Source organism: Kocuria varians, from assembly GCF_006539885.1.
GTDB lineage: Bacteria > Actinomycetota > Actinomycetes > Actinomycetales > Micrococcaceae > Kocuria > Kocuria varians.
The window spans coordinates 22141-34688 of the sequence record NZ_BJNW01000004.1 but is presented as its reverse complement, the minus strand read 5'-3'; the positions used below and the strand labels follow the sequence as shown (position 1 = coordinate 34688).

At 72.0% G+C, this 12548-nt stretch carries 8 protein-coding genes; 2 read left to right on the top strand and 6 right to left on the bottom strand.

What is annotated here, in order from left to right; all coding sequences use genetic code 11:
• Positions 1-38: 38 nt before the first annotated feature.
• The 4 genes from KVA01_RS03130 to KVA01_RS03115 form a co-directional block, all read right to left on the bottom strand.
• The gene (locus KVA01_RS03130) at positions 39-1109 is read right to left on the bottom strand and encodes an alkaline phosphatase family protein (RefSeq protein ID WP_141268965.1); all 1071 of its coding nucleotides are present in this window, start codon (positions 1107-1109) and stop codon (positions 39-41) included.
• A 92-nt stretch (positions 1110-1201) separates the two neighbouring features.
• Entirely contained in the window at positions 1202-1909 is a 708-nt protein-coding gene (locus tag KVA01_RS03125) for a DUF5998 family protein (protein ID WP_068467377.1), read from the bottom strand.
• A 37-nt stretch (positions 1910-1946) separates the two neighbouring features.
• On the bottom strand, positions 1947-3620 hold the full coding sequence (locus KVA01_RS03120; RefSeq protein WP_068467375.1) for a serine/threonine-protein kinase: 1674 nt from the start codon (positions 3618-3620) through the stop codon (positions 1947-1949).
• 13 nt (positions 3621-3633) lie between these two features.
• The gene (locus tag KVA01_RS03115) at positions 3634-6324 is read right to left on the bottom strand and encodes a bifunctional acetate--CoA ligase family protein/GNAT family N-acetyltransferase (protein WP_141268887.1); all 2691 of its coding nucleotides are present in this window, start codon (positions 6322-6324) and stop codon (positions 3634-3636) included.
• Positions 6325-6394: 70 nt separating this feature from the next.
• On the opposite strand from KVA01_RS03115, the gene KVA01_RS03110 reads away from it, so the two are divergent.
• Positions 6395-8947 (top strand): DNA gyrase/topoisomerase IV subunit A, encoded by a 2553-nt coding sequence (locus KVA01_RS03110; protein ID WP_141268885.1) that lies wholly within the window; start codon positions 6395-6397, stop codon positions 8945-8947.
• Positions 8948-9047: 100 nt separating this feature from the next.
• On the opposite strand, the gene KVA01_RS03105 is transcribed toward KVA01_RS03110, so the two are convergent.
• Positions 9048-11156, bottom strand: coding sequence for a DNA gyrase/topoisomerase IV subunit B (locus KVA01_RS03105; RefSeq protein WP_141268883.1), 2109 nt, complete (start codon positions 11154-11156; stop codon positions 9048-9050).
• A gap of 217 nt (positions 11157-11373) precedes the next feature.
• On the opposite strand from KVA01_RS03105, the gene KVA01_RS03100 reads away from it, so the two are divergent.
• Positions 11374-11574: a DUF7455 domain-containing protein gene (locus KVA01_RS03100; RefSeq protein ID WP_068467367.1), complete on the top strand. Its 201-nt coding sequence runs from the start codon at positions 11374-11376 to the stop codon at positions 11572-11574.
• 246 nt (positions 11575-11820) lie between these two features.
• On the opposite strand, the gene KVA01_RS03095 is transcribed toward KVA01_RS03100, so the two are convergent.
• A complete protein-coding gene (locus tag KVA01_RS03095) occupies positions 11821-12519 on the bottom strand; it encodes a ubiquinone/menaquinone biosynthesis methyltransferase (RefSeq protein ID WP_068467365.1) in 699 nt (232 codons plus the stop codon).
• Positions 12520-12548: the final 29 nt, after the last annotated feature.

Below are 12548 nucleotides of genomic sequence, written 5' to 3'. Positions count from 1 at the left end.
TGCGACGGCGCCCCGACTGCGTCACCGCAGCGACGTCATCACCACAGCAGTGCGGGGACGGCCCGTTCCTGCTCCGTGAGGGAGCCGTGCTGACCGACCATGGCCAGCGGGCGGGTGCCCTGGCGGGCGACGTCGTAGAGCGCGATGTCCTCCCGTCCCAGCACCCACACGTCCCCGGCACGGGCGAGCATGGCGGGCTCCGGATCCGGGCCGAAGTGGCCGGAGCCCACGAGCTCGTCCCGCGTGGCGAGCCACACGGCGTCGCCGAAGTGCTCACGCCACCGCCCCACCACGTCCTCGGGCGAGACCCCGGGTTCCAGGTGCAGCTGCACGGCGCGCGGTTCCCCGGCGGTGTTCCGCACCCCGCGCATCAGCTCCGGCACCGCGGAGACGTCGATCCGCCCCTCGAGTGCCACGTCCACCATGCCGTGGTCCGCGGTGAGCACCACTCGAGTGTTGGCGGGCAGCCTGGTCACGAGCCGCTTGAGCGCCGAGTCCAGCTCCTCGAGCGCGTGCAGCCAGGCGTCCGAGCGCCAGCCCTGCTTGTGCCCCGTCTTGTCGAGGTCGTCCCAGTAGAAGTAGACGAGCCCGCGGCGGCCCTCCTTCAGCTGCTCCAGCGCCCGTGCCGTGCGCGCGTGCACCCCCTGGGCACCCACGAACCGGCCGCCGCGCAGCACCGCACGCGTCAGCGCGGAGGACTCGAAGCGCGGGGAGCTCACGGTCACCGTGTCCACGTGCTGCGCGGTGCGCTCCAGCACCGTGGCACCGGGTTGCCACGCCAGCGGGTCGAGCGAGGCCGGCCAGTTCCCGAGCATGTTGACCACGCGGTCCGTGTCCGGGTCCAGGACGTCGTAGCCGAGCATGCCGTGGCGTCCGGGCGTGCGTCCGGTGCCCAGGCACGAGAGGGACACGGACGTGGTGGAGGGGAAGGCGGCGTCGAGCTCGCCCAGGGACTGCGCCGAGCGCAGGGTGGGCGCGTAGCCGCGGACCTGCGAGAGCAGCCGGGAGCCGAGACCGTCCACGAGCACCACGACGAAGCGCTGCGCTGCGGGCAGACTCAGCGCGTTCTCGAAGCCGGGCACGCCGAGGGCCGCGGCCGCCGAGGTCATGACCTCACCCACGCTGCGGCTGCCGTAGCGCGGGGCCGCGGGGAGCTCCACGGGTTCGCCGCTCCCCCGCACCGCCACGGAGTCCTGCCCCGTCACGAGGTGCGCCCCGTGTCCCGCCCGTTGTGCCGGTGGCCGAAGCGCGTGCGCGGCGCCGGGGCCTCCGGGCGCGCACTCCCCTGGTGCTGGGGTGCCTGCGCGAGCTGGGCCCCGGAGTCCGTGAGCGGGGCGACGTTCGCGCGGCGCAGCGTGCGGGCGAACTCCCGCGCGCCCTCCACGGCGTCCTGGCCGTCCGCCTCCGAGCTGATGCGCATCACCACGTCCTCGCTCGCGGCCGTGCCCGTGTAGCCGTGGTCAGCCTGGCAGTCCGGGTCCTCGCACATGGCCGGGTACAGCTCCAGCTGTTGCGTGCCGGTCCAGCTCACCGCGAGGTTCAGCTCCATGATGGGCGTCCCCGGGGTGTACTTCTCCGGCTGGTGGTATGCGTAGCTCAGCGTCACGGAGCGGATCTGCGAGATCGGGACCGTCTCGGTGGACACGCGGGCCACGGTCTCCGCGCCCGCCTCGTCGTACTGCTGGTCGTCCACGTGCGTGATGTGCAGGACGTCCTCCGCGAGCACGAGCGCCGTGATGTGGCGGTGCAGCTCGGTGTTGGTGAAGTGCGTCTCCAGCTGCACCAGGTGGGAGACCGGGCGCCTGCCGTCCAGGGAGTCCCTGACCACGTCCGTGACGAGCTGGGGGTAGAACCCCGCCTTCTCGATGTCCTGGATCAGCCGTGAACCATCGGGTGCTGAGTAAGTCATGGCGTCATTGTCCTCCACGGTCGGGGTACGAGCACATTCACGGGGTCACCACGCACGAGACCGTGCCGTCGTCCAGCTCCGTGCACACTGACGTTGCGTCCGTCGTCGGCTGCGGTTCGGTGCTCTGCGTGCCCGGCTCCTCGGTGGCGGGGGTGGTCGACCCCGCCGGGGCCGTGGGGGACGGCGTACTCCCGGCCGGGTCCGCGCCCCCGCCCCACCGGGAGAGCACGGGCCCGAGCCACACGTAGCCCGCGACCACGGCAAGGACGGCGAGCATGAGGGCGAGCAGCCACCAGGACCACCGCGCCGGACGACGACGCCGCACGCGCGCCTCGGCCGCGTCCGTCCCGGTTCCGGGGGGTGCCGGCTGCCCCGGAACCCCCGTGTCGATCTCGCGGGTGGCTCCCGGCCCGGCGCCGGGCGCCGCGGCATCGAAGCCCCCGCCAGACCCGCCACGGGCGGAGCCGACGAGATGGGCGTCCGTGAGTCCGGCGCCGCCCAGCCCGGCGGCTCCCGGTGCGGAGGTGTCGATGAGGGTTCCGTCCAGACCGGACGCGGCGTCGTCCGAAGCGCCCCCCAGCGGGGTGACGGCGGGCGGGTCCGTGCGATCGTCCGCCAGCGCGGTGGCCGCCACGGGCTCCGCCACCGTCAGCTCCCCGGGCACGGCACCGATCTCCTCGGTGGGATCGGCGGGGCCGAACGGTCGCAGCGGGTCCCCCGAGCGCTCCGCGAGGACGGGGTGCTCCGCACTCAGCAGGGCCTTGCGGTGCACGGCGTGCCACGCGATCGGCCCCTCCGGCGCCCCCGCGGCCGAGGGCAGCCGGGCGGCGTCGGCCACCGGGGACAGCTCCCGCTCGGTGGTGGGCTCCAGGACGTCGAAGACCTCGAAGGGCTCGCCGTCCGCCGTCTCGCTCTCGCGTCCCTCGCGCTCCGGAGCCGTCTCCAGCAGCGCGGTGACCAGTTCCTCCGACGCCCGGACGCGCTCCTCCGGGTCGCGGCTGAGCAGTCCTGCGACACCCGAGCGCAGCACCGGGGAGTGCTCGAACAGGCCCAGCCGGGCGACGTCGTCCGGGCCCAGCGGGTCCCCGCTGAGGTCCACCTCGGGAAGCACCAGCCGCACGGCCGTGACCCCGGCGGCGTAGAGGTCCAGGGCGGGCGAGGGGTTGCCCGGGGCGTACGCCTCGTGCGGGAGGTAGCCCGGGGTGCCCACCACGGTGCCCGTGTGGGTGAGCCGGGCATCGCTCGTGCGCACCGCGATCCCGAAGTCTGCGAGCCGGGACACCGGGGGCGCGGAGCCCGTGGGCTCGAGCAGCACGTTCGCGGGCTTGACGTCCCGGTGCACCCAGCCGCGGGCGTGGACGAACTGCAGGGCCTCCAGCAGCTGGTAGACGAACTCCTCCGCGAGCGCGTCCGAGACCGGGCCGTTGTCCTGCAGCGCGGCCTCCAGGGTGCCGCCGGAGACGAGCTCCATGGCGATGGCCACGTGCTCGTCCTCCGCGGCCCACCCGTAGGGAGCCACCACGTGCGGGTGCTCCAGGTGCACGGACTGCTCGCGCACGAACCTCAGCAGGTCCGCGGAGTCCCGCTGGCGCAGCACCTTGGCGGCGCAGACCTTCCCCAGCCGCAGGTCCTGGGCGCGCCAGACCGCACCGCTGCCACCCTCCGCAATGGGTGTGAGCAGTTCGAAGCGCCCGGCGATCGTGTCCCGCACTCTGGGCGGGCGCCTATCCGAGCATCGCGCGGCGCGCGCTGTCCGTGCGCTGCCCGGGGTTGCCGAGCTTGACCGTGGCGGAGAGCACCGTGAGCACCGAGCCGGAGAGGATCACGGGGTTCAGCTCCAGAAACGCGATCTCCGGGAAGCGGTCCTTGAGGAACGCCACGCGGTTGACGAGCTGCTCCAGACCGGTCGTGTCCACGGGTGCCACGCCCTGGTAGCCGAAGAGCTTGCGGGCCGCCTTGGGGGCGCGCACCACGCGGGTGATGTCGCGGTCCGTGAGCGGCGGGACGCGGTGGGCCCAGTCGTCGAGCAGGTTCACGGCGTCGCCGGCCATGCCGAAGGAGAGCACCGGGCCGATCAGCGGGTCCTCGGCGGCGCGCAGCACCACCGTCTGGCCGGTCGGAGCCATGGGCTGGACCTCGAAGTCCGTGACGTCCCAGCCCGAGAGCGTGCGCCGCATGGTGTCCATGGTGGCGCGCAGCTGTGCCTCGTCCTGGATGTTGAGGACCACTCCGCCCAGGTCCAGGCGGTGGCGCAGGAACGGGTCCGTGGTCTTCAGGGCCACGGGGTAGCCCAGCCGGGCGGCGGCCGCCACGCCCTCCTCGATGTCGTGGAAGCGCACGGCGTCGAGCACCCGGATCCCGGCCAGGGCGAGCAGCTCGTTGCGCTCGGCGATGCCCAGCTCGTAGAGGGAGTCCCCCGTGACCTTCCCGCGCTCGCGCTCCAGGAACTTCTCCACGCCGTCGAAGTCGAACTCCTCCGGTTCCACGAGCACGCCCTGGTCCTGCGAGCGCCACGCGGTGTAGCCGATCACCCGGGCCAGCGCGTGCATGGCCGCGCCCGGGGAGTCGAAGCACGGCAGGGCTGCGTGGCCCTCCGCGCGCACGGAGGTGGTGACGGCGTCGGCCCCGTGCTGTCCGGTGAACACGGCCACGGTGGTGCGTCCCGCCGCGCGGGCCTCCTCCGCGACGGCGCCCAGCAGCGCGTCCTGGTCGAGGCCCGGGACGGGCATCAGAACGAGCACCACGCTGTCGACGTCCTCGGAGGCGAGCTGCGCGCGCACGGCGGCCACGACGGCGTCGTGCGCTTCCGCCGCGCCGCGCGTGGTGTCCACGGTGCCGTCCACCGCGGTGGGCTCGAGCTCGAGGCGCAGCGCGAGGTCCTCGGTGAGCTGCGCGAGGGCGAGCGCGTTGGAGACCACGGCGATCCGCGCGGAGCCCGGCAGCGGCTGGCTCTCGGTGATCGCGGCGATGTCCATGAGCTCCTCGGCGGTGGCCGCTCGGATCACCCCGGCCTGGCGGAACATGGCGTCCAGCGCGCCCGCCGGGGCCTGGGTCACGCGCCCGGTGTGTCCCGGGGGCAGGCGCAGCCCGGTGACCTCGGACTTCGCGACGATCACCGGCTTGCTGAGCGAGAGCCGGCGGGCGATGCGCGAGAACTTGCGCGGGTTGCCCACGGACTGCAGGTAGAGCCCGCACACCGTGGTGGCGGGGTCGTCCTCCCAGTACTGCATGAGGTCGTTGCCGGAGACGTCCGCGCGGTTGCCCGCGGAGAGGTAGCTGGACAGCCCCACTCCGTGGCGCATGGCCGCGCCGTAGAGCATGGAGCCCACGGCCCCGGACTGCGAGAACAGCCCCAGCCCGCCCCGGCGCGGCATCTGCCGCAGCACGGACGCGTTGAGCGAGACCCCCGGGTCCGTGTTCATCAGCCCGAGGCTCGCGGGGCCCACCACGCGCATTCCCGCCGCGCGGGCGATCCGCACGAGCCTGCGCTGGTCCGCGGCACCGGCGGTGCCGTCCTCGGCGTAGCCCCCGGTCATGACGACGACGGCGCGCACGCCGGCCCGCCCGCACTGGGTCACGGCCTCCTCCACGGCCTCCCGCGGCACCGCGATCACGGCGAGGTCCACCGTCTGCTCGATCTCCTCCAGGGACGAGACGAACGTGAGCCCCTCCCGCTCGTAGGGCGAGTGACCCACGCCGTAGAGCGCGCCGGTGAAGCCGCCTGCCAGGATCGCCTCTACGGCGTGGTGACCCGCGTGGTCCTCGTTCGCCGAGGCCCCCACGACCGCCACGGTCCCCGGGGTCAGCAGCTGCTGCAGCGACCGGGCCTCCGCGCGGTGCTCGCGCGCCGCCATCACGGCGAGGGACCGCTCCGTGGGATCGATGTCGAAGTCCACCATGACCACGCCGTCCTCGAACTGGCGGGAGACGTCGTAGCCTGCCTCCACGAAGACGTGCAGCATCTTGCGGTTCTCCGGCAGCACCTCCGCGGTGAAGCGGTCGATCCCGTTCTCCCGGGCGGCGGCGGCCAGGTGCTCCAGCAGGATGGAGCCGATGCCGCGGCCCTGGTGGTGGTCGGAGATCATGAACGCGACCTCGGCCACGCGCGGCGTGACGCGGTCGTAGCGGCCCACGCCGATCATCCGCCCGCCCAGGATCAGCACGAAGCACACGCGGTCCTTGTGGTCCACAGTGGTGAAGCGCTCGAGCTCCCGCTGCGAGAGCTTGGGCTTGTAGGAGAAGAAGCGCAGGTAGATACTGTCCTCCGACTGGGAGGAGTGCAGCTGCTGCAGCAGGTCCTGGTCCTGCGGGCTGATGGGGCGCAGGTGGGCGGTCGCGCCGTCGCGCAGGATCACGTCCGCCTCCCAGTACTCGGGGTAGGCCTGCGGCTGCGGAGCTTCGTCGGTGGAACCCATAGACTTCAGAGTAGTCAACCGCCTGCCCCGGTCACAGGAGCACGCACCGATTTCAAGGAGTTGCCTCTCGATGGCTCGCCGCCGCTCAGCCACCCGTTCCCCCCAGGACGACCTGCCCGAGGACTTCGTCGAGCACATCGTGGACGTGGACGTCACCGACGAGATGGAGACCAGCTTCCTGGAGTACTCCTACTCGGTGATCTACTCGCGCGCCCTCCCGGACGCGCGGGACGGGCTGAAGCCCGTGCAGCGCCGCATCCTGTTCATGATGGACCAGATGGGACTTCGCCCGGACCGCGGCCACGTGAAGAGCGCCCGCGTGGTGGGCGAGGTCATGGGCAAGCTGCACCCGCACGGGGACGCGGCGATCTACGACGCCATGGTGCGCATGGCACAGTCCTTCGCCATGCGTGTGCCCCTGGTGGACGGGCACGGCAACTTCGGATCGCTCGACGACGGCCCCGCCGCCCCGCGCTACACCGAGGCCCGCATGGCCGCCGCCGCGCGCACCCTGACCGGGGACCTCGACGAGGACGTCGTGGACTTCGTGCCCAACTACGACAACCAGTTCCAGCAGCCGGCCGTGCTCCCGGCCGCCTACCCCAACCTGCTCGTCAACGGCGCCACAGGCATCGCGGTGGGCATGGCCACGAACATGGCGCCGCACAACATGCGGGAGGTCGCGGCGGGCGCCCGCCAGCTCGTGCTCCACCCGGAGACCACGCTCGAGGAGCTGATGAAGTTCATCCCGGGTCCGGACCTGCCCTCGGGCGGGCGGATCGTGGGCCTCGAGGGCATCCGGGACGCCTACCGCACCGGTCGCGGCTCCTTCCGCACCCGGGCCACGGTGGCCATCGAGCAGGTCTCGGCCCGCAAGCAGGGCATCGTGGTCACCGAGCTTCCCTACATGGTGGGCCCCGAGAAGGTCACCCAGAAGATCAAGGACGCCGTCCAGGCCAAGAAGCTCACCGGCATCTCGGACGTCGTGGACCTCACGGACCGCACCAACGGGCTGCGCCTGGTCATCGAGCTCAAGAACGGGTTCAACCCGCAGGCCGTGCTCGCCCAGCTCTACAAGCACACCCCGCTGGAGGAGTCCTTCGGGATCAACAACGTGGCGCTCGTCGAGGGTCAGCCCCGCACCATGGGGCTGCTCGAGCTGCTGCGGGTCTACACGGACCACCGGATCACGGTGGTGCGCCGGCGCACCACCTTCCGCCTGGCCAAGCGCCAGGACCGGCTGCACCTGGTCGAGGGTCTGCTGATCGCGATCGTGGACATCGACGAGGTCATCCAGATCATCCGCTCCTCGGAGGAGACCGCTCAGGCCCGCGACCGGCTGATCGCCGTGTTCGACCTCTCCCGCGCGCAGGCCGAGCACATCCTGGAGCTGCGGCTGCGGCAGCTGACCAAGTTCTCGCGGATCGAGCTCGAGGCCGAGCGCGACCAGCTGCAGAAGGAGATCGCGGAGCTGGAGGCGATCCTGGGCTCCGAGGAGACGCTGCGCGGCGTCGTCGCGGACGAGCTCGCGGAGACCGCAAAGAAGTACGGGGACGACCGCCGCACGGTCCTGCTCGAGGCCGAGGACCTGCCCGCTGTGACCGCCGCGCAGACCGGCGGCAAGAAGGCCGCCGCGACCTCCGTGGCGCTGGAGATCAGCGACGACCCGTGCTGGGTCTTCCTCTCGACCACCGGACGGATCGCTCGCAGCGCGGTGCGCGCCCCGTTCGCAAACGCCTCCCGGCGCTTCAAGCACGACGCTCTCACGAGCGTGCTGCCCGCGACCGCGCGCGGCGAGATCGCCGCGATCACCTCGACCGGGCGGATGCTGCGGGTCTCGTGCGTGGACATCCCCGTGCTGCAGGACTTCGACGGCGTTCCCCGCCTCGCGGACGGCGTGCCCGCCGCGGACTTCCTGGGACTGGAGAAGAACGAGGAGCTCGTGGGTCTCGTGCCCCTCAACGAGGTCGTCGCGATCGGCACCGCCCAGGGCGTGGTCAAGCGTGTGAACCCGGACTACCCGTTGAACCTGGACCAGTGGCCCGCCATCAAGCTCAAGGACAAGGACCGGGTGGTGGGCGTCAGCCCGGCCCCGGACGGCGCCGAGCTCGTGCTCGTCTCCTCGGACGCCAAGCTGCTGCGCTTCCCGGCCTCCGCCGTGCGCCCCCAGGGACGCACCGCCGGCGGTGTGGCGGGCATGAAACTGGCCGACGGCGAGCGCGTGATCTTCTTCGCCGCGGTGCCCGTGCAGGAGTCCACCGTGGTGGTCACGCAGGCCCGCAGCGACGGGCAGCTGCCCGAGATGGGTGAGGCCTCGATCAAGGTGACGCCGTTGACGGAGTTCCCCGCGAAGGGCCGCGCCACGGCCGGTGTGCGGGCCCAGCGGCTGCTCACCGGCGAGGACGCCCTCACGCTCGCGTGGGTGGGCCACGGTCCGGCCAAGGCGGTCTCCGCCGCCGGTGTGGCTCGCTCGCTGCCCACGGAGTACGGCCGCCGCGACGGTTCCGGCGTGGGGATCGACCGCGCCGTCGCCGCGGTGGGCCCGGCGCTCACGGGGCTGCCGCTCGGTGCGGCACCCGGCGCCGCGGCGTCGTCCGACGACGACGCCCCCGAGGCCCCGTAGGCGGCGGCACCCGGTCACGCGCACCGTTGGGTGCCGGGCCCGACGCCGCCGCACAACGGTGGTGCGCGGTGAAGGTAGGCGTCGTCGGGCCCGGCGCGGCTCAGACGTCGATCTGGTCCTGGTTCAGGTGCGAGGCTCCCGCGACGATGAAGTCCTTGCGCGGGGCCACCTGCGAACCCATGAGCAGGGAGAACGCGTGCTCCGCGGCCTCGGCGTCCGCCACGCGCACGCGGCGCAGCAGCCGGTGGCGGATGTCCATGGTCGTCTCCGCCAGCTGGTCCGCGTCCATCTCGCCCAGGCCCTTGTAGCGCTGGATGGGCTCCTTGTAGCGCCTGCCCTGCTCCTCGAGGCTGTCCAGCAGGGTCTCGAGCTCGCGCTCCGAGTAGGTGTAGACCATCTCGTTCGCCTTGGAACCGGGGTTCACGATCTGCACGCGGTGCAGCGGCGGCACAGCCGCGTAGACCCGGCCGGCCTCCACGAGCGGGCGCATGTAGCGGTAGAAAAGCGTGAGCAGCAGCGTGCGGATGTGGGCGCCGTCCACGTCCGCGTCCGTCATCATGATGACCTTGCCGTAGCGGGCGGCGTCGAGGTCGAAGCTGCGGCCCGAGCCCGCGCCGATGACCTGGATCAGCGCGGCGCACTCCGCGTTGGCCAGCATGTCCGTGATGGACGCCTTCTGGACGTTGAGGATCTTGCCGCGGATCGGCAGCAGGGCCTGGTGGTTGGAGTTGCGCGCCAGCCGGGCGGTGCCCAGGGCGGAGTCGCCCTCCACGATGAACAGCTCCGAGCGGGCGACGTCCGCCGAGCGGCACTCCACGAGCTTGGTGGGCATGGACGAGGTCTCGAGCGCGTTCTTGCGCCGCTGCGTCTCCTTGTGCACGCGCGCGGAGATGCGCGACTTCATCTCCGCGACGACCTTCTCCAGCAGCTGGTTGGCCTGGGTCTTGTCGTCGCGCTTCTTGGAGGTCAGCTGCTTGGTCAGCTCCGCCTCGATCACCTTGGCGACGATCTGGCGCACCGCCGGGGTGCCTAGCACCTCCTTGGTCTGACCCTCGAACTGGGGCTCCGCGAGGCGCACGGTGAGCACGGCCGTGAGCCCGGCGAGGACGTCGTCCTTCTCGAGCTTGTCGTTGCCCGTCTTGAGCTTGCGCGCGTTCGTCTCCACCTGCTTGCGCAGGGTCTTCAGCAGCGCGTTCTCGAAACCGCTCAGGTGTGTGCCGCCCTTGGGCGTGGCGATGATGTTCACGAACGAGCGCACCGCGGTGTCGTAGCCCACGCCCCAGCGCAGGGCGACGTCCACCTCGCACGTGCGCTCCACGTCCTGCAGCCGCGCGTGGCCGGAGCCGTCCAGCACCGGCACCCGCTCGCTGAACGTGCCCTGCCCCTGCAGCCGCCACACGTCCGTGACCGGGGCGTCCGGGGCCAGGAACTCGGCGAACTCGGAGATGCCGCCGTCGTACTGGAAGACCTCCTCGACCGGGCCGTCCGCGCCCGGGGTGCCGGGCAGCCGACGCTCGTCCGTGACGGTGATGCGCAGCCCGGGGATCAGGAACGCGGTCTGACGGGCACGGCGGACCAGTTCCTCCGTGGAGAACTTGGCGTCCGGGGTGAAGATCTGGTCGTCCGCCCAGTAGCGGATCCGTGTGCCCGTGACGCCCCGCTTGGCCCTGCCCACCACCTGCAGGTGCGAGTCCGTGGTGAACGGCTCGAAGGGGGCGTTCGGCGAGGGCGCGCCCTTGTCCGCGAACGTGCCCGGCTCACCGCGCTTGAAGGACATCTGGTAGGTCTTGCCGCCCCGGTCCACCTGGACGTCCAGGCGCGCGGAGAGCGCGTTGACCACCGACGCGCCCACACCGTGCAGACCGCCCGACGCCGAGTAGGAGCCGCCGCCGAACTTGCCGCCGGCGTGCAGCTTGGTGAACACGACCTCCACGCCGGTCAGCCCGGTGCGCGGTTCGGTGTCGATGGGGATGCCGCGGCCGTCGTCGTGGACCTCCACGCAGCCGTCCCTGTGCAGGATCACGGCGATGTCCTGCCCGTAGCCGGCCAGCGCCTCGTCCACGGAGTTGTCGATGATCTCCCACAGGCAGTGCATCAGACCGCGCGAGTCCGTGGAGCCGATGTACATGCCCGGGCGCTTGCGCACCGCCTCGAGCCCCTCCAGCACGGAGAGGTGACGGGCGTTGTATTCGGAGCGAGACGGTGTCACGGTGGAGCTTCTCCCGGAGGTTGGGGGCTGGCGCGGGTCGGTCTCACTCTAGACGGAGCCCCCGACGTTTGTGCGCGGTGGGCGAAACCGCGGGAACCGGGGAAGCAAACCGGGTGCCGGTGGGTTGTACTGGTACGTGCGACCCGGGGTGCCCCGGGTGCGCGCTGCGGCCGCACCAGCGTGCGAGGCCGCATCCCGTACTTGTGAGGAGGATCCCATGAACGCGACCGTCGAAGCGCGTGAACTGAACGCAACCCACCGTTGCGACGCCTGCGGTGCCCAGGCATACGTGCGCGTGGTCCTCGAGTCCACCGGCGGTGAGCTGCTCTTCTGCGCCCACCACGCCCGCGTCAACGAGGACAAGCTGCGTCCCCTGGCCTCCGAGTGGCAGGACGAGACGCAGCACATCGGCGCCTGACCTGGCGCCACACGATCCGGGGCACCGCCCTGGACTTCGGAATCCGTCGAGCAGTGGTCCCCCGTGTGTGAGGGGCCGACACCCGGGGCGAGCGCCGCACCGAGGCACTCGACCTTCGGGGAAACGAGAAGAGGCACGCATCCGCGGATGCGTGCCTCTTCTCGTGTCCGGCGTCTCGTGTCCGGCGTCCCGTGCCCGGTCTCTCGTGTCCGGTTCCTCGCACCGACGAAGCCGGACCGGGGCCGGTCAGTTCGTGGCGGCCGGCTTTCGACCCCACAGGATCACGTTGGTGCCGAGGTACTTGCGCTCGTAGCCCACGTCCTCGAAACCGGCCTCGCGCACGAGCTCGGCCACCCGCTCCGGCGGGACGAAGCCCAGCGTGGAGTCCTTGAGGTAGCTGTAGGCGTCCCGGTCCCCCGCCACCAGGCGGCCGAGCAGCGGCAGCACCACGCCCATGCCCGCCGAGACGGCCAGCCGCAGCACACCGCGCGGCGGCGCGGTCTCCAGGACCACCACGCGCCCACCCGGCTTGAGCACACGCGCCTGCTCCGCGAGCACACGGGGCACGTCGCTCACGTTGCGCAGCAGGTAGCCGTGCGTCACGGCGTCGAACGAGGCGTCCTCGAAGCGCAGGCTGTGCGCGTCCGCGAACTCCCACGTGATGCTCTTGGCGCCCGGCTTGGTGCGAGCCTCCTCGAGCATCTTCTCGGAGAAGTCCACACCCACGATCTCCGCACGCGGCTCTCGACGCCGCGCGGCCAGGGCGATCTCGCCCGTTCCGGTGGCGATGTCGAGCAACCGACCGCGGGGCGGCACACCTGCCCGGGCCGCCACCTCGCGGCACCACCGGGCGTGGTGCCCGAGGGTCATGAGGCCGTTGATACGGTCGTAGGAGGCGGTGATGCGGTTGAAGAGCCCCTGCACCTGCGTGTCCCGCTCGCTCATCGTGTGTGTTCTTCCTTCGTCCACCGGCG

Excerpts from the sequence above, each read along its gene's own strand:
- KVA01_RS03130 (WP_141268965.1), bottom strand. The coding sequence starts at position 1,109 with ATGACCTCGGCGGCCGCGGCCCTCGGCGTGCCCGGCTTCGAGAACGCG.
- KVA01_RS03125 (WP_068467377.1), bottom strand. The coding sequence starts at position 1,909 with ATGACTTACTCAGCACCCGATGGTTCACGGCTGATCCAGGACATCGAG.
- KVA01_RS03115 (WP_141268887.1), bottom strand. The coding sequence starts at position 6,324 with ATGGGTTCCACCGACGAAGCTCCGCAGCCGCAGGCCTACCCCGAGTAC.
- KVA01_RS03110 (WP_141268885.1), top strand. The coding sequence starts at position 6,395 with ATGGCTCGCCGCCGCTCAGCCACCCGTTCCCCCCAGGACGACCTGCCC.
- KVA01_RS03100 (WP_068467367.1), top strand. The coding sequence starts at position 11,374 with ATGAACGCGACCGTCGAAGCGCGTGAACTGAACGCAACCCACCGTTGC.
- KVA01_RS03095 (WP_068467365.1), bottom strand. The coding sequence starts at position 12,519 with ATGAGCGAGCGGGACACGCAGGTGCAGGGGCTCTTCAACCGCATCACC.